Origin of the sequence: Scandinavium tedordense, from assembly GCF_024764965.1 — a bacterium.
GTDB classification, from domain to species: Bacteria; Pseudomonadota; Gammaproteobacteria; order Enterobacterales; family Enterobacteriaceae; genus Scandinavium; species Scandinavium tedordense.
This window is the reverse complement of the sequence record NZ_JALIGG010000057.1, coordinates 100196-117389: the sequence shown is the minus strand read 5'-3', so window position 1 is coordinate 117389 and position 17194 is coordinate 100196. Positions and strand designations below refer to the sequence as shown.

Sequence of the window (17194 nt, the reverse complement as noted above, 5' to 3'; positions counted from 1 at the left end):
GTTTTATTTAAACTTTAAGCAGAACGTTTTCGTTCTGGGTCAATTCGGGAGCGTCGTCAAAATCCTTGGATGACAGAATGGTGACATCTTCATCCTGACGCTGTTGGTGTTGCTGCTGAGACTGTCCGTCAGGCGAAACCTGTACGTTCACCTGCATGAAGTTTTGCTGAACCAGGTGCTGACGCAGATGATCGGAGAACTGTTGCAGGGTCTTCATCACTTCCGTCTGGCTCGCCCCGATGTGCACATTCAGGTTCTGATTGCCGTCAAGATGCACGACGATCTCCAGCTTGCCCATCGATGGCGGATCAAGACGAATGGTGGACATCTGTTGCTGGTTATCCAACTGGAACTGGATCCGGTCCTTGAGCATGTTGTTGAGCTTCTCGCCCAAATCATCCATATCGGTATGAGTGACCGGCGTCGCCAGCACTGGCAACGGTGAATCCGTTCCGCTAACCGGACGTGAAGAGAGATCGTTCATCGCGGCAATGGTCATCAACGGCGTCTCGTCTGGCTGACGGCTGACATTTACAGCATGGTCGGATGACGTAGTTTTCAATGCGGTATGCAGACTCTCATGAAGCGTGGCGTTGTTTGTGGCTGCCGCTGTTGTCGTTCGCTGAGCGCTGCCGATACTGTGCAAATTCTGTACAGCAAGTTTTGCGAGCTTCGCCTGCTGGGCTGCGTTGCCTTCCGGCGCCCGATCGCTGGTTTTACTGAGCAGCGCCTGTAACGCCTGAGGCAGCATAGCTTCCGAAGAGCCTGCGTCACCCGCTTCGCTTTTCGTGGAAACCATGCCCATCAACTTCACCAGTGAACGCGCATCCGCACCAGCCAGCGCGGTGGTTTTCAGCATTGCAGAACCCGGGCCTGGGGCCTGGCTCTCTTTCGTTGCAGCGGGTGGGGTTAACAAGGTAGCCATAAGCGCACTGAGATCCTGAGCGATAACATCCTCTTTCTGGCTCTCTTCTTTAGCAGGCTGGGCACGATGCCGGGATACCACGCCAGATGCCGTGTTATCGAGAGAAAAATCACCCACGGCATCGTTCTGCGGCTGAACCGCGGTCGAAGACTCCGTTTTTTCCAGCAGCGCAGAGACTGCCGGCTGTACTGAATTCATTCCTGCTCCGTGAATAAATTGACCATCGAATAAGCCAGCATCCCTTCTTTATTACTTTGATGCTCTGACATACGTTTTTTCAGTAGCGCGGCTCGAGATTCCCGGCGCTCAATGAGGCTGCCGAACGCGTCATGCAGCATTTCTTTGGTCTGTTGCAACTGAAGCGCAGAACTTTCCTGCGCTTCGTATTCGGCAAATACCGCCATAACCTGCTGATGTAGTCCTGGCATGCGACGCCAGCGCTGCTGATCAAGCGCGACGCTCATCTCATCAATTAAAGCCCGCAGCTGGCTGCGTAATGCTTCACTGGACATTCAGGCTTACCCCAGCTTCTTCGAGAGACCTTCCCAACCTTCATGCAGGTTGCGCAGGATCTGCACCACCTCGTCCACTTTTTCGATGCTCAACTCGCTGCTGGCTTCGTACAGGCGGTAGACGCAGTGGTCATATAAACGGGCCAGATTCTGTACCAGCTCCCCACCGGTTTCGAACTCCAGTGAACTGGTCAACGCATTGAGAATATCGATGCATTTGTTGATGCTTTGCGCTTTTCGTTCGTAACGTTTGCCTTCAATGTGGCTCTTCGCACGTTCCAGCTCATCGAGCAGCCCGGAGTACAACACCAGCACCAAATCGAGCGGTGATGCGGAGGCGGTTCTTGACGCCAAATCCATCTCTTTATATTGCGAATACCCGTCTTGGGAGCCGTACATAATCTTTTTACCTTTTATTCAATGCAGGGTTAGCCGAACGCCGCCATGCTCATTTTCATGCTGTACACTTCAATCATGGTGTTGGTGTACTCGGACAGATAGCGCTCGTAATCCTGTTCGTAGGTCTCTTGCAATTTGTCCGTCTGGGTGTCGATTTTGTCCTGTTTGTCGTCAAGCGACTGCTGACGGGTAGTGATGATGCCGTCAGAGGAGTTGGTGTAGGTATCCATCAGGTCATCGAACTGAGCAATCATCCCGTCATCACCCACAAAGATGTCGGTCAACCCTTCCGGATTCTCTTTCATCGCTTCGTCAAAGGTCGAAGAATCAATGGTCAGGTGCCCATTGGAGTCGAGAGTGATGCCGTAATCGATGATGGAATAACCGTTGTAGTCGGCGTGAACAATCTGGTTCATCTGACTGCTCAGCGACTTCAGGCCAGCATCACCGGCGAATACGCCGCCGGCAGATCCACCGGAACCGACATCGGTCAGGTCATCGATGGTATCGGCCAGGGTGTTATACGCGTCGACAAACACTTGCACCTGCGCCTGAGAAGCAGACGTATCCTGAGCCACGGTAATAGTGACGGGCTCATCGGTGGTGACTTCCGAGAAGGTCATGCTGACGCCAGGAATCACATCGTCAAAGGTGTTAGTACTGCTACTGATTTGCGGGCCATCGGCCGTACCGAGATGAAGGACCGCATCCTGGGCTGAACTCAGGGTTTGTCCGGTGGTGTCGACGGCCGATTGCAGATCGTTGTTGCCGGAAACAGAAACGGTGAACGCACTGGCTGCACCGCTTTGATCGGAGGAGAGCATGATGGTGTTGCCATCATCCGTTTTCATCAGTGTCGCGGTGACACCCGGGTTTTCATCGGAGTCATTGATCGCATCCACCAGCTCATTGCCGTCCAGATAGCCATCACCATCGCTGTCCGCTGACGCCAAATCGATGTCCATCGCAGAATCACCCATCGTAAGGGTCACGGTTCCCTGAGCAGGAATGGTGTCATCCGCCATCGCGAAGGAGTCCTGCTGCGTTTGCGCCAGCTGTGTCACATAGAAGGAGTACGTACCTGGCTGCGCTTCAGAGTTCGCCGAGGTCGTAACAGACTCATCGCTGGCGGTCGCGGTATTGACCACAACACCATTTTCAGCACTGTTCAGCCCGTCTACAGCCGTCTCAAAATCATTGATTGAGGTTGAAAGCGTATCCAGACCGGCATTTTCTGCATCGACATCTGCTTGCTGTTTCTGGACCTGGCTTGCCTGAGTCGCAATGTCGGCATACGCCACTTCTTTCGCAATAGTTCTTGGGTTAATCATGATGACTCCGTGGGTGATTTCTTATTAAAGCAATATCCGTGCCAATAATTTTATCTTTATATTTCATGCGGATATTTCTTAAAGGAAAGATCCCTTCCGTCCAGAGGAAGGTCCGGGAAGCCTGACATGGCCGAAAAAAAACACCGCCGCTGGCGGTGTTTTGATATGACGTTAAAGCGCCATGTAAGCCTCGGAAGAGGAATTACTGCAGCAGGCTGGAGATCATGCTGCTGGTGCTGTTGGACTGCTTCAGCATGGTGATACCGGTCTGCATCAGAACCTGCTGTTTGGTCATGTTAGACGCTTCAGTTGCGTAGTCGGTATCCATGATGTTACCGATAGCCACGTCAGTGTTGTCTTTCATGTTGGTCAGGTTAGCAGCGGTGTCGTTCAGACGGTTGATAGAAGCACCCAGGCTGGACTGGATGTTGCTGATGTCATCCATTGCAGTAGAGATGTTGTCCATTGCTCCGTGCGCATCGCCGGAAGCAGTCAGTTCTAGACCACCGGAAGCGGTGTTGGTAGTCTGATCAGCGGAGAAGGACTGGCTCACTGCACCCAGATCGGTAACCAGCTTACCCAGCTGCGCAGAGATGTCTACGGTGATGGTGTCAGAAGATTCTGCACCTACCTGGAAGGTCACGGCGCTCTGGAACAGGCCATCTTCACCGGTGTTGCTGTTAGTACCAGAAGTACCGAACAGGTTGGTGCCACCGTAGGTGGTGTTCTGCAGCATGTCGGACATCTGCTGACCCAGTTCGTCGTACTCGTCCTGCATTGCCTGCAGATCGTCATCGTTGTACGTTCCGTTCGCTGCCTGAGTAGCGAGGTCGTTCATACGACCCAGAACGTCAGTCATTTCATCGAACATGCCATCAGCGGTCTGCAGCATAGCGGTTGCATCGCTGATGTTACGCTGTGCTACTGCATCACCGTCAGACTGAGTCTGCAGACGAGTTGCAATCTGCTTGCCAGCAGCATCATCTGCAGAAGAGTTGATGCGGTTACCGGTAGCCAGACGCTCCATGGAAGTTGCCAGGGAAGCGTTTGATTTGTTGATTGCGTTAACTGCAGCCATTGAGGCAACGTTAGTATTGATCGATAACATGATACTGCTCCTTGTTGAAAATCATTTATTCATCGTTTCGGTACTCCAGAAATGCGGCAGGTTATTCAGAAAACTTAATAAAGTTTATTATTAAATTCACATCAAGCTGTTTTTAAAGGAAAAATAAAACAAACAAAAATTCAATGACGTCCATAGAGGATATTTTCTGGCACCATCCAATGTATTATTTAGCTGAAACAATCGCCATAATTTATTTATAAACAGGACGCCACACTAAAATAGAAAGCGAGGAGTTAAAGGTTAGTCGAAAATAATGGATAATAAACATCCAGCATTGCCGGAAATGTTCCCCGGTTGCGTAAAAGATGTGTGAATAGATTTTCAGTGATGCCAACGTTATCTTCATTATTCAGATGCAAAGTCCCTATCCTGCTGCTGACACTCGCTTTACTCCCTGCCACCGCGCTGGGTGCAAAAAGCACGGTTAAGACACCACAGAGAGGCCATCGCCATAAGCATGCGGTGCATCATCCCCATTCCGCTCCGGTGGACACCCTAAGCTATGCCGCGCGTTTACGTATGTTGAACCGGGCCAGGCTACTGAATCACTACCGGGTAGACTATAAAAAGGCCTCGCCAAAGGAAATCGCCGCGTTGGAAACCTCCACTCGTGCACAACGGGCTGAGAACCGCCGTCAGGTAAAAGCGCATCCTGAATGGTTCCGTGGCCCTTGGAAACTGGGCGATAGCCGTTGGGATGCTGTAGAAGAACATGAAGGATTTCTCAGCCACGATCATCTGCATAACATGACTGAGGTGGCTATCCACCGAATGGAAGTGCAATTAGGTAAGCCCTATGTCTGGGGTGGTACTACACCTGATACCGGTTTTGACTGTAGCGGGCTGGTGTTTTATGCCTATAACAAAGTCCTGACAGACAAACTGCCCCGCACAGCCAATCAGATGTATCACTATCGGCGGGCGATAAAAGTTGCTGGAAATGATTTACGTCGAGGGGATTTGCTGTTTTTCCACGTTCACTCTCATGGTGAATTTGCCGATCATATGGGGGTCTATCTCGGCCATGGACAGTTCATTGAGTCACCGCGCACCGGGGAGTCAGTGCGGGTGAGCCAGCTTCAGGACGTCTTCTGGCAACAGCATTTCCTTGGTGCCAGACGCATTCTGACCAATAACACCGTGATCTAAAGATTCAGCACCAGCAAAATAATGACCAACAGGGTGGCAAGCAGGCTGACCACCACCGCCGCTAACAACCCTGCCGAGGCTTGCTCTGGCGAATCAGCGGTGGCTGGGGGAAATGGGTGCCACGTCGGTCCATTCCTTTCGTCATTTTTATCACCAATGCCGGGGGCATCCGCCCACTCCTCTAAGGCTTGTGCTCCTGGCTGTTTGTCTCGCTTATGCCAGAAGAAGGTTTTCCCCTGAACAATCCCCTCCTGCTCCGTCGTTGGATGCCGCTGCTCTGGCGTGACATTCGCCGGTAGCTGCCGCTCCTCCGACACCAATTTAAGTAATTTTTGGGTCAGCGTAAGTAGCGATGTGCCCGGTTTTTCTTCTGCGGATTGCTTTTCCGAAGAGGGGGAGCGTGGCGTGTTCTCTGGCTGCTGCCGCACCTTGCCGTCCGCATACTGAAAACGGGCTGACATGATTTCCCGTTCTTCATCAGCTACCAGCGCCGCCATTAAGCGGGCTGGCGATTCAAATAACCGCCCCTGCACTGGCAATGCACTCTGAGTCGGCTGTTCCGGAAGGTCTTCAACCAAGGGAACCGGAAACGCCAGTGTCCTCTTGCCTCGATTTGCGTCGGGTTGGCGAGGCGGCAGCGCAGGAGCATCAGGAAGCACTGTCCGAGGATCGGCATTTTCAGCCATCGACTCCGGTGCGGCGGGCAACGGTTCGGGATTCACTTTTTGAGGAGGGATTAACGCTTCGCTGAATGGAGCATTCGGTACTGATTCGGCAGGCATCTCCTGCGGCCTTCCCTCTTCTGTACTTTCAAGATAGGCAAGCGCAGCGTTCAATATCTCTTTTTTTACCAGGGAAGGCATGGAAGGGGATGTAGAAGGCCGCTCGAGAGGCGTCGAAACCGCAGAGGCAGAAGAGGAGACCTCCCCCTCTGCCTGGGTACTTTCAGTCTGCACACTGTCCAGCATCTCGCCCAGTGCCTGCGGTACCGCGGTGCTCAGATTGTGTATGCCAGAACGTAGCAACGCGATTAGCTCAGTGAACCAAGGATTTTAAGTTCAAGTTCATCCGGCACTTCATTGTAAGACAGCACCTGCAATCCTGGAGCAAACAGTCGCGCATAGCGGGCCAGCAGCGGACGCAAGATTGGCGCCACCAGCAGCACAGGATTACGCCCTGCCGCTTTCATCTGCTCTTTAATCTGCGGCATATTATTCTGGAACTGACTGAGCATATTGGGATCGACCGAGACGCTATCCAGCGCCACTTTCCCACTCTGCTGCGCCTGATTCACTACGCTTGTCAGCAAGTTTTCCAGTTCATTATTGAGGGTATAGACTGCCAGTTCTTTATCACGTTGCAGATCGGAGGTAATGCTGCGACGCAGCGCCAGACGCACATCCGAGGCTAATAGCAGCGGCTCTTTCGTTACCGCACTGCTGGCAACCAACACCGTAGCAATGGTGACAATATCACGCAGCGAAACGCCTTCCGTCAGCAAGAGTCGATATACCTTCAACAGTTGGCTGTAATTCAAGGCGGCATTCAGATCCTCTGCCAGTCGCGGTGCCATTGAGGTGAGACGGTTATGCAACAGCGTAATGTCGTCGTAGTTGAACAGATCCGGAATAAAGTTACGCACCACCTTATTGACATGGGTGGCGATAATACTTGCGCTGTCCACCACCTGATAGCCGAGATTCAGGGCCTTGGCCTTTTGTTCATTTTGGATCCAGGTCACCGGCATGCCATACGCCGGGTCATTCCCCAGCGCGCCCTCAATTTCGCCGTACACCTCGCTGGACGGCAGCGCCATCAGCTTGCCCGAAGGGATATTCCCCTCTTCCGCCATGATACCGTTGATAAAAATGGCATATTCCGTCGGCTTCAGGCGGAAGTTTTCCCGTACCCGAATTTCCGGAAGCAGCACGCCATTGCTGTCTGAAATGACCTGCCTAACCCCACGGATACGCTGCGTTAACGGGTTACCTTTCTCTTTATCAATCAGCGAAACCAGCTTATACCCGAGACTTAGACTTATCGGCTCAATAAGCGGAATGGTTTGCCAGCTGACCTGCTGCTCTGCCGTTTCGGTGATGGTCTTGGTCAGCGTTTCAAGATTCTGGGTATCCTCTTCCGCTTCCTGAGGACGTTTGCTCATGCGCCATGCGCCAAATGCCAGCAGCCCCGTGAACATCAGGAAAGGCAGATGCGGCATGCCCGGCACGATGGCCATGATAAACATGATACCCGCCGCGGTGTACAACACCGATGGCGTCGCCAGCAATTGCTTTCGGACTTCGCTGGCAATATCCCCGGCATCGCTGACTCGCGTCACGATGATCGCGGCGGCAGTCGACAGCAGCAGAGAAGGAATTTGGGCGACAAGGCCGTCACCAATGGTCATCAGCACGTATTGCTGGAAGGCGGCTTCGGCACTCAGATCGTATTTGAAGATACCGATACAGGTTCCGCCGATCAGGTTAATCGCCAGGATAAGCATCCCGGCGATCGCATCCCCACGCACAAACTTCGAGGCACCGTCCATCGCACCGTAGAAGTCTGCTTCACTGGCAACCTCTTTACGGCGCGTCTGGGCCTGGGTCTGATTGATGAGGCCGGCGTTGAGATCGGCATCAATCGCCATCTGCTTACCTGGCATCGCATCAAGCGTAAAGCGGGCCGAGACTTCAGAAATACGCTCAGCCCCCTTGGTAACCACGATGAAGTTGATGATCATCAGAATGACAAACACCACAAAGCCCACGACGAAGTTACCGCCGATGACCACCTGGCCGAATGACTCGATCACCTTACCCGCGGCTCCCGCCCCTTCGTGGCCAAACAGCATGACCACACGGGTTGAGGCAACGTTAAGCGACAGACGTAATAACGTGGTCACCAGCAACACAGTCGGGAACAGGCTGAATTCCAGAGGGCGCTTGGCGGAAATCGCAACCAGCAACACCATGACCGCAAGGACGATGTTGAAGGTAAACAGAACATCCAGCAATGCCGGCGGCAGTGGCAGGATGATCATCGCCAGGATCGAGAGCAACACCAGAGGTATCGCCAGATGTCCTTTGCTTAGGTAGGTCAGTAATTGCTTACTTTTAGTCGTCATCCGTTTTCAGAACCTCTTTAGGGATGGAGATATAGCGATTGAGCTGCGGGCGCTGCTGCGAACCAGAACGCCAGTTCTTTAACTGCAGGACATAGGTCAAAACGTGGGCGATGGCGCGGTAGAGCTGAGAAGGTATCTGCTGATTCACCTGGGTGGTGTAATAGACCGAACGGGCCAGTCGCGGAAACTCCACGATTTCAATGTTATGTTCACCCGCCACCTGCCGAATAAACAGCGCCACTTCTTCAGTGCCTTTGGCAACCACAAATGGGGCCTGCGCACGATCCTGATCGTACTTTAATGCCACGGCAAAGTGCGTTGGGTTGGTTATCACCACATCGGCATTGGGTACCACTTTTCGGATCTGCCCCATGGCCATCTGACGCTGTAAGCGGCGAATACGGGCTTTAACCTCAGGCTTACCTTCCTGATTTTTATGCTCTTCTTTAACTTCCTGCTTGGTCATCTTCATTTTGTTGGTGAACATTTTTTTCGCCAACGGGACATCGACGAGGGCGAAGAACACAAACAGGATCACAAAGTTGAGCATAATGCTGTGGTACATCGACAGGCCCTGGCTTACGGCGCGCTGGAATGACATATCCTGCAAGCGTAAGAAAGCCGTAAAATTGTTGCGTACGCTCAGCCAAATCAGCAGCAGCACGACCAGCGCCTTCAACACCATTTTCCCGGTTTCAACCAGATGCTCGGCCGAGAAAAAGCGACCAAAACCGGAGATAGGGTTAATTTTGCCGAAATCGGGTAGCAGCTTTTGTGGCAAAAGCACAAATCCACCCGGCACCATTGAGGCGAGGATCGCTGCGGCAGGGATCGGTATCAGGGTCACGCTAAACTTAAGCATGATCAGCAGATTATGCTTAAGGAATTGCGCAATGATACCAGGCTCGTTGATGTGCACCCCATACTGATGGATGGTAATGAAACACTCGCGGATAAAACTGGCGTACAGCGGGAACGAGTTGCTGACCACGATGAAAGAGACCAGCAGCGTGGAGGCTAATCCCATATCTTTCGAACGCGCTATCTGCCCATCCTTACGGGCCTTACGAAGTTTTTGTGCCGAGGGTTTCTCTGACTTTTCTTCGGTGCTGCTCTCAGCCATGCGCCACCTTCAGCTTATCGAGCTGATGCAGTACGGCATTAACCAACTGCAAATAGTGATCCGGCACGCTGTACATCAAGGCCGCAAAACAGATCAGTCCCGCTAACATGTTGATGGGAAAACCGAGCGAATAGAGATTCAGCGACGGGGAGATGCGGTTCAACAGACCGAAACACATTTGCACGACCAGCATGACAAACGTGGTGGGCAGCGCCAGCAGCATGGCTGACGACAACACCCACGTGAATGCCATCGCCACCGACATCAGCGATTGTGGCGTCAGCGCGTTGCCAATCGGCCAGTAAGTGAACCCTTTGTACAAAATGCTGACCAGCAACAGATGCCCATCCATAATGAAAAACAGCAGGATGGCGAAAATATTGATGAACTCGCCCAGCACCGCGACGTTGGCCCCGCTGCTAGGGTCATTCATGGTGGCCATACTCATCCCCATGTTAAAGGAGAGGATTTGCCCGGCCATTTGTAAAATCTCAAATACCAGTTGCAACATCATGCCAAACAACATGCCCCAGATGAACTGTTCCAGCGTCAGCAGCACGGTCGTGAACAGTTGATCCGGAACAGGATGCGGGATCATCGGGGTGATGATCAGTGTCAGCGCACCGGACAACATAATCCTCACGCGAATGGTGAACGCGTGGTTATTGAAGACAGGGCTGAACTGGAAGAAGGTCATGATGCGGACGAACGGAAACCACATCCCGAGAATCAGGTTTGTGAATTGTACAATGTCAGTGTGTGCCATCTTAATGCACCAGCACTGCCGCCTGAGTGAACAGATGCACACAAAGATCGTCGAGGGTGGTAATCATCCACTTGCCGGTAATGCCCAGTACCACCAGGGTGACAATCAGGCGCGGCAGAAAGCTGAGCGTTTGTTCATTAATTTGCGTGACAGCCTGGAAAATACTCACACACAGGCCGACCAACAGACTGGGAACCACCAGCACGCAGACCAGCATGATCACCACTTTTATTCCGCTGCCGACAATGTCCGCCGCGACATCTACCGTTAACATGTTGCCATTCCCATTGTTATCCCAGCCCAAGGCCGCGGATGCTGGAGGTAAGCGTGCCGACAGTTAACGACCAGCCGTCGATCAACACAAACAACATCAGCTTGAACGGCAAGGAAACGATCAGCGGGGAGAGCATCATCATCCCCATCGCCATCAATACGCTGGCAACGATCAGGTCAATGACCAGGAACGGGATGTAGATCATGAAGCCTATCTGGAATGCGGTCTTCAACTCACTCAACACATAAGCCGGTATCACAATGGTCAGATCTTGCGTCGCAGGATCCCCTTTGACATCCGCGATAGTCATGATCTGCGCCATCGCCTTTTTATCGGTTTGGGCGAGCATGAAACGTTTTAACGGCTTAGCACCGGTCGCCAACGCTTCAGAGAGCGTTATCTGGTCGTTTTCAAACGGCACTACCGCATGGTCGTAGATGTTAATACCAATCGGGCGCATCACCAGCATGGTCAATGACAACGCTATCCCAATCAAAATACGGTTGGGCGGTGATTGCTGTAATCCCATAGCCTGTCGTAACAAGGAGAGCACGATGATGAAACGGGTAAAACAGGTCATCATTAACACCAGCGTCGGCAGTAAGCCCACCAGGGTCATGAGGATAAGCACCTGTAGCTTTACGCTGTATTCCTGGGTATCACCGTGATTAACAACGCTCAACAACGAGATATCTCCCCCCTGCGCAAAGGCATGGGAGGAAATAAACATCAGAGCGAGTCCTGCCAGACAGGCAATGAGAGGACGGGATTTCATGGCTTCAGGTCGTTGATTTCGCGAGAATTGAATTCCAGAACGCGAAGACCGTACTTTTCGTTCACCACCACCACTTCAGCTTTACCCAGCAGAATGTTATTGACCTTAATGTCCAGCGGTTCGCCCGCCAGTTTATCCAGCTCAATCACGGTGTCGTCGTCCATGTTCAGCAGGTCCGCCAGCATCACTTCGACGGAAGAGACTTCAAGCGTCAGCGTGACCGGGATACGTTTTAACAGAGACATCGAATTCTTCTGCGTGGCGTCTACTGCCGGCGCTGGGCTGTTTACTGCTTCAGCGGCCGTGTCGTTGGTGTTGAGTTCAAAACCTTGTTCAAGTAAATCTTCATGCTCATTCATAGCTATTCTCTGACTTTGTTCCGGCAATTTCCGACAGATAAAGTTTGTTTTTGTCTTCAACGAGGAGGGCGCTAAACAGCTCAGCCTTGCCAATGTTCACCGAATAGCGCTCAGGCAAACCGATCGGCAGAATGTCGCCAGGCTTAATGGTGGTCAGTTCAGCGACATTGAGCGAGATCTCAGCAATTTTAACCGTCAGGGTTAATGGCAGCGTATTGATAACCTCGCTCACCACAGCCTGCTTTTTCTCTTTGCGGGCACGCGTATCGAGCTGCTCGCTAGAGTTGCGAATATCCTGCTGACGTAAGGCGTTCAGGACGAAATCCGTATGCGCGTCATCAAGGAAAATGTAAAAACAATTCCCTTCCGCACCGTCCAGGGTAAAAGTGACCTTGTATGTCCATTGCGTTTGCACGCCCATATTATCGGGCGAAATGGAAAGGGCTAATCCTGAGCTGTCTTTATCAAAAATCATCCCGAGAAGATCGTTCGCGAGGCGATTTTTCAGACGGGCTTCCGTTTTGGTTGGAAGTTCATTCTCATCTGATAATTCAGATTCCAAATCCCCCTCGAGACCATAGAAATTACCCAGCAAGGTCAGCAATAAAGGCCGATCAATATCAAACGCAAGTTGTCCGACATCTGAAATGAAAAGCTCAGCAGTTTTATTGATGACGTCCATTTCACAATCAATGCGTTTCAGCGAGATATAAGAACGATGTTTTTTGAGGAAATAATTGTTCAGTCTCGAATCGAGCGTATCGAATTTGCTGACAAAGATAGTCTGCAGACGATGGTATGGACGACCGAGCCGGTTCCCTTCCAGTTTGAAGATGCCCGGTGTTTGACTGTACTTTAACATAGTACGCGTTCTCTGCATTTTTCTCTGTTTAGCAGATTATCGGCATCAGGTTAGTGATGAAAACAATTTGCTTTCTTTAATAATACATCAGTGAATAGAGCCGCCGCGTCTGCGGCTAGTGGCACATAAAAAAACAGGACTGGCATTTAACCGCAGGTGCCGAGAAGTCGCAATGGGATTTTATTATTAATGCATAAAACGAACAAATAATATATTGAGTTAAACCAGATAAAAACTTGATGGATACGACGTAGCACACTGCTTTTAAAGGATAATATTTTTTTGATGCATTTATATAATCTTTGAATGAAAGACAATGATAGTATCCACCCTCTTTTTCCACCTCTTTATATAGATCGACTAATGTCGCTGTACTCACGCAAATAAGAGAGGCGTTTATGCTAGATATTATTGCCACTGACAATCGTACTCTGAACGTACTGACGCTCGCAAAAAAAGTGGCAGCTTTTAACGTTCCTGTATTGATTCAAGGAGAGACGGGAACAGGGAAAGAATGCATTGCCAAATATATTCACACTAACGCCTTTGCGGAATGTCAGGATGCGCCGTATATCGGAGTGAACTGTGCTGCCATTCCAGAAAACATGTTGGAGTCTACCCTATTTGGTTATGAGAAAGGAGCCTTCACCGGGGCCGTTAATACTGTGGCAGGCAAGCTGGAATTAGCCAACAAAGGCACATTATTACTTGATGAAATCGGTGAGTTACCTTTAGCACTGCAGGCAAAACTTCTACGTGTGTTACAGGAGAATAAAGTTGAACGTCTGGGCGGTCATCGCCAAATTCACCTTAATTTTCGCCTGATTGCCTGCACCAATAAAAACCTCGAAACCGAAGTGGCGGAAGGCCGTTTTCGTGAAGATTTATTCTACCGTCTGAATGTGGTGCATATTGATGTGCCGGCCCTGCGCGAACGCCGGGAAGACATTATCCCACTAGCAACCCACTTCATTCAGAAATACACCCCAATGCTTGGGCGAAACGTAAAGCTGTCTGAATCGGCAAAACGTTCCCTCGCCACCCATCAATGGCCGGGAAATGTCCGCGAGCTGGAAAATGCGATCCAGCGCGGCATGATCATGAATCGCGACGGTGTGGTGTACCCCGATATGTTAGGGATCCCGCAAACGGCTCCCATCAGCCATGCCGAACCCGCGCTTTCTGAAACGTCTGTTATCGCCCCCTCCACCTTGAGCACCGTGACCGCCAGTCAGGGCGATCTGCGCCTGCATGGCCGCTTTGCGCAGTACGAATACATCGCCGATTTGATGCGGAAGTACCAGGGAAATAAATCCAAAATTGCCGATTTACTGGGAATTACGCCCCGCGCCCTTCGCTACCGCCTGGCCTCCATGCGGAAATATGGAATCGAAATTTACTCTTAAGTTGCACATTCACCTACAAGGATTGTTTTTTAAGGCATGCCATGAATACGTTAACCATTACTCCGGGAAGCACCATGCAGTCGCAGATGCTGCAAGACATGACGCAAATGAGGGCGGTAGCTGATGCTCCCGTCCTTCCTGCATCAAACGTCAGCCTCAGCGAAGGTGCTTCCTCTGTCGCCACGCCGTCCTTCAGTCACATCATGAGCGCCTCGCTACATCGCGTTGACAACTATGAACACACTGCACAGGCACGTCAGACCGCCATTGATACGGGAAAAAGTGACGATCTTGCCGGGGCGATGATTGCCAGCCAGCAGGCATCGTTGTCGTTTTCCGCCCTTGTCCAGGTGCGCAATAAAGTCGCCTCTGGCATTAACGACCTGATGAGTATGTCCATTTAATCGCCATGAATCAGAATCTCCTCGAAAAAGCGCGTCAATGGCTGGCTGTTGTGATGGCTAAGCTGGACGGTAAAAAGCGTATCGCTCTGTTTGCCGCCGCAGCGATTGCCGCGACGGCCATTATTTCCGCCATTCTCCTCGGTGGAAACTACGGGTATGTCGCCCTCTACGGTAGCCAACAGAATATCCCCGTCTCCGAAGTGATCTCGGTGCTGGATGAGAGCAAAGCAACCTACCGAATCGATCCCAGCAGCGGACAAATCCTGGTTCCTGAAGATGCGTTATCGCAGATTCGCATGACGTTGGCAGCCAAAGGCGTGCAGGCAATCTCTCCTGACGGCTACAAACTGATGGATAAAGATGAGGTCCTCGGTGCCAGCCAGTTTGTACAGAACATCCGCTACAAACGCAGTCTCGAAGGCGAAATGGCCAAGAGCATCATGTCCCTGGATGCGGTGCAATCGACGCGTGTACATTTAGCGCTGAACGAAGACAGCTCATTCGTCGTCAGCGAACAACCCAAAAACAGCGCATCGGTCGTGGTTCGTCTGCATTATGGCAATACGCTGAGCCTGGATCAGGTCAATGCGATCATTCACCTCGTCTCCGGTAGCGTCCCCGGCCTGCTTCCGTCTCAGGTCAGTGTGATTGACCAGACTGGCGCCCTCCTTTCGGATGGCGTGAGTGACGGCGAAGGCTCCCGAGCCGTCACCCGCAAAAACGACCAGGTGCTGAAAGATATTCAGACCAAGACCCGGGCGAGCATTGAAAACCTGCTCACTTCACTGGTGGGTAAAGGCAATTTCCGTGTCAGCGTGATGCCAAAGATTGATCTCAGCACCGTCGAAGAGACTCAGGAAAATTACGGCGATACACCGAAAGTCAGCCGTGAAGAAAAAGCGGAAGACAAGAATACTGATCAGCTGGCCATCGGCATTCCAGGCTCACTGAGCAACCGTCCACCGATGGCGACCACTCCACCGCAACAAGGGAACCGTCAACCTGTTCAGCTTTCACAGCATACGGAAAATAAGAGCGATTACGCTTATGACCGTAATGTGAAGCATATCAAGCACCCAGGCTTCACCGTCACCCGACTTAACGTGGCCGTGGTCCTGAACCGAAACGCGACCTTCGTTAAAAACTGGCACGCCCCTCAGGTTCAGCAGGTAACGACCATGCTGAATACCGCGGCCGGGATCGACAGCCAGCGTGGCGACACGCTAACCCTCGAGTTAATGAGCTTCGTTCCGCCTTCAGAGAGTGATTATCCGAAACTGCCATGGTGGCAGGATGGCGACATCCTCAATTGGGCGTATCTGATTGGCTATGGCCTGCTGGCTCTGTTAGTGCTGCTGTTCGTCGTCCGTCCGTTGATGAAGCGCATGACCGTCGCACGTGACGAGCGCAAAGCGCTGGCTGCGGCTGAGACGGCTGATCAGGCAGCATTGCAGCTCGATGAGAAATCCGATACCCGGGATGCAGCAACCCAGGTGCGTGAATTCGAACTGCCGACTCTGCCAGTGGATGAACCTCTCCCGTCGCCAAGCTCTGGGCTTGAAGCGAAACTGGAATACCTGCAGAAACTGGCGATTGAAGATACCGATCGCGTAGCGGAAGTCATCAGACAGTGGATTACAAGCAATGAGCGAATTGAAAACAAGTAAAAACAACCTGTTAGAGCAATCTGCAATCTTGTTACTCTGTCTGGGTGAAGAAGCAGCTGCGACAGTAATGAGTAAACTGACCCGTGAAGAAGTTGTGCGCCTGAGTGAGCACATGGCGCGTCTATCCGGGGTGAAAATCACTCAGGCACGTCGAGTCATCAACAACTTCTTCGATGAATTCAGCGAGCAGAGTGGCATCAATGGCGCGTCACGCGCCATGTTGCAGGGGATCCTCAACAAAGCCCTCGGCAACGAAATCGCCAGCGGCGTCATTAATGGTATCTACGGGGATGAGATTCGTTCCCGCATGGCACGTCTGCAGTGGGTGGAACCCCGTCAGTTGGCATTGTTGATCGGCGAGGAACACCTTCAGCTCCAGGCCGTATTCCTGGCCTTCCTGACGCCAGATATTGCCGCAGAAGTCCTGCTGTATATGACCGAGTCGGTGCGTAATGAAATCCTCTATCGCGTCGCCAAACTGAACGACGTCAATCGCGAAGTGATTGATGAACTCGATCGCTTAATCGAACGCGGTCTGGCCGTACTTTCTGAGCATGGCTCGAAGGTGAAAGGCATCAAGCAGGCGGCCGATATTGTGAACCGTATTCAGGACGACCAGCAGATCATTCTGGAACAACTGGCCGAACGCGATGGCGAAATCCTTATCCAGCTGCAGGATGAGATGTATGACTTCTTCATCCTTGGCCGTCAGAGTGAAGATGTTCGTCGTAAGCTGCTGGAAGAGATCCCGATCGAAGAGTGGGCTGTGGCGCTGAAAGGGACCGAAGCCCCACTGCGTCGTTCCATTTATGCCGCCATGCCACGCCGCCAGGTGCAACAGCTGGAGAGTATTACTGCCCGTCTTGGACCAGTACCGATCAGCCGTATAGAACAAATCCGTCGTGAAATCATGTCGGTAGCACGTGAACTGGAAGAAGCTGGTGAAATTCAACTGCAGCTGTTCGCAGAACGGACTGAGGAGTAAGCGA

Annotated in this window: 18 protein-coding genes; 5 read left to right on the top strand and 13 right to left on the bottom strand. The window is 51.8% G+C overall.

What is annotated here, in order from left to right; translation table 11 throughout:
• Positions 1 to 7: 7 nt before the first annotated feature.
• The 5 genes from MUU46_RS16495 to lafA form a co-directional block, all read right to left on the bottom strand.
• Positions 8 to 1123: a flagellar hook-length control protein FliK gene (locus MUU46_RS16495; RefSeq protein ID WP_258966084.1), complete on the bottom strand. Its 1116-nt coding sequence runs from the start codon at positions 1121 to 1123 to the stop codon at positions 8 to 10.
• Entirely contained in the window at positions 1120 to 1437 is a 318-nt protein-coding gene (locus MUU46_RS16490) for a flagellar protein FliT (protein ID WP_159754852.1), read from the bottom strand. The genes MUU46_RS16495 and MUU46_RS16490 overlap by 4 nt, the downstream gene beginning before the upstream one ends.
• Before the next feature lie 6 nt (positions 1438 to 1443).
• Positions 1444 to 1836: a flagellar export chaperone FliS gene (gene fliS / locus MUU46_RS16485; RefSeq protein WP_159754855.1), complete on the bottom strand. Its 393-nt coding sequence runs from the start codon at positions 1834 to 1836 to the stop codon at positions 1444 to 1446.
• 29 nt (positions 1837 to 1865) lie between these two features.
• Positions 1866 to 3167 carry a flagellar filament capping protein FliD gene (gene fliD / locus MUU46_RS16480; RefSeq protein ID WP_258966083.1) on the bottom strand — a complete coding sequence of 434 codons (1302 nt, stop codon included), beginning with the start codon at positions 3165 to 3167 and terminating at the stop codon, positions 1866 to 1868.
• Positions 3168 to 3369: 202 nt separating this feature from the next.
• Complete coding sequence (gene lafA / locus MUU46_RS16475; RefSeq protein ID WP_258966082.1) at positions 3370 to 4275, bottom strand: lateral flagellin LafA; 906 nt, start codon at positions 4273 to 4275, stop codon at positions 3370 to 3372.
• Between the two features lie 348 nt (positions 4276 to 4623).
• On the opposite strand from lafA, the gene MUU46_RS16470 reads away from it, so the two are divergent.
• The gene (locus MUU46_RS16470) at positions 4624 to 5445 is read left to right on the top strand and encodes a C40 family peptidase (protein ID WP_258966081.1); all 822 of its coding nucleotides are present in this window, start codon (positions 4624 to 4626) and stop codon (positions 5443 to 5445) included.
• Here MUU46_RS16470 and MUU46_RS16465 read toward each other — a convergent pair.
• From MUU46_RS16465 to MUU46_RS16430, 8 genes are all read right to left on the bottom strand, one after another.
• The gene (locus tag MUU46_RS16465; protein WP_258966080.1) at positions 5442 to 6413 is read right to left on the bottom strand and encodes a hypothetical protein; all 972 of its coding nucleotides are present in this window, start codon (positions 6411 to 6413) and stop codon (positions 5442 to 5444) included. The two genes, MUU46_RS16470 and MUU46_RS16465, sit on opposite strands and share 4 nt — an antisense overlap.
• 62 nt (positions 6414 to 6475) lie before the next feature.
• Complete coding sequence (locus MUU46_RS16460; RefSeq protein WP_159754870.1) at positions 6476 to 8569, bottom strand: flagellar biosynthesis protein FlhA; 2094 nt, start codon at positions 8567 to 8569, stop codon at positions 6476 to 6478.
• Positions 8559 to 9692, bottom strand: a complete 1134-nt coding sequence (gene flhB / locus MUU46_RS16455) for a flagellar biosynthesis protein FlhB (protein ID WP_159754873.1) — start codon at positions 9690 to 9692, stop codon at positions 8559 to 8561. Before flhB ends, MUU46_RS16460 begins: the two co-directional genes overlap by 11 nt.
• Complete coding sequence (fliR, locus tag MUU46_RS16450) at positions 9685 to 10458, bottom strand: flagellar biosynthetic protein FliR (protein ID WP_159754876.1); 774 nt, start codon at positions 10456 to 10458, stop codon at positions 9685 to 9687. The genes flhB and fliR overlap by 8 nt, the downstream gene beginning before the upstream one ends.
• A gap of 1 nt (position 10459) precedes the next feature.
• Complete coding sequence (locus tag MUU46_RS16445) at positions 10460 to 10732, bottom strand: flagellar biosynthetic protein FliQ (RefSeq protein ID WP_159754879.1); 273 nt, start codon at positions 10730 to 10732, stop codon at positions 10460 to 10462.
• Positions 10733 to 10748: 16 nt separating this feature from the next.
• Positions 10749 to 11462, bottom strand: a complete 714-nt coding sequence (gene fliP, locus MUU46_RS16440) for a flagellar type III secretion system pore protein FliP (protein ID WP_374685020.1) — start codon at positions 11460 to 11462, stop codon at positions 10749 to 10751.
• 41 nt (positions 11463 to 11503) lie between these two features.
• On the bottom strand, positions 11504 to 11866 hold the full coding sequence (locus MUU46_RS16435) for a FliM/FliN family flagellar motor switch protein (RefSeq protein WP_258966078.1): 363 nt from the start codon (positions 11864 to 11866) through the stop codon (positions 11504 to 11506).
• Positions 11859 to 12728: a FliM/FliN family flagellar motor switch protein gene (locus MUU46_RS16430; RefSeq protein WP_159754888.1), complete on the bottom strand. Its 870-nt coding sequence runs from the start codon at positions 12726 to 12728 to the stop codon at positions 11859 to 11861. Before MUU46_RS16430 ends, MUU46_RS16435 begins: the two co-directional genes overlap by 8 nt.
• Positions 12729 to 13126: 398 nt before the next feature.
• On the opposite strand from MUU46_RS16430, the gene MUU46_RS16425 reads away from it, so the two are divergent.
• Genes MUU46_RS16425 through MUU46_RS16410 form a run of 4 tightly spaced genes read left to right on the top strand, consistent with a single transcriptional unit; the run spans position 13127 to position 17190 of the window.
• Positions 13127 to 14134 carry a sigma-54 interaction domain-containing protein gene (locus tag MUU46_RS16425; protein ID WP_159754891.1) on the top strand — a complete coding sequence of 336 codons (1008 nt, stop codon included), beginning with the start codon at positions 13127 to 13129 and terminating at the stop codon, positions 14132 to 14134.
• A 41-nt stretch (positions 14135 to 14175) separates the two neighbouring features.
• A complete protein-coding gene (gene fliE, locus MUU46_RS16420; protein ID WP_159754894.1) occupies positions 14176 to 14538 on the top strand; it encodes a flagellar hook-basal body complex protein FliE in 363 nt (120 codons plus the stop codon).
• 5 nt (positions 14539 to 14543) lie between these two features.
• Entirely contained in the window at positions 14544 to 16205 is a 1662-nt protein-coding gene (gene fliF / locus MUU46_RS16415; RefSeq protein ID WP_374685012.1) for a flagellar basal-body MS-ring/collar protein FliF, read from the top strand.
• Complete coding sequence (locus MUU46_RS16410; RefSeq protein WP_159754900.1) at positions 16183 to 17190, top strand: FliG C-terminal domain-containing protein; 1008 nt, start codon at positions 16183 to 16185, stop codon at positions 17188 to 17190. Before fliF ends, MUU46_RS16410 begins: the two co-directional genes overlap by 23 nt.
• Positions 17191 to 17194 lie beyond the last annotated feature (4 nt).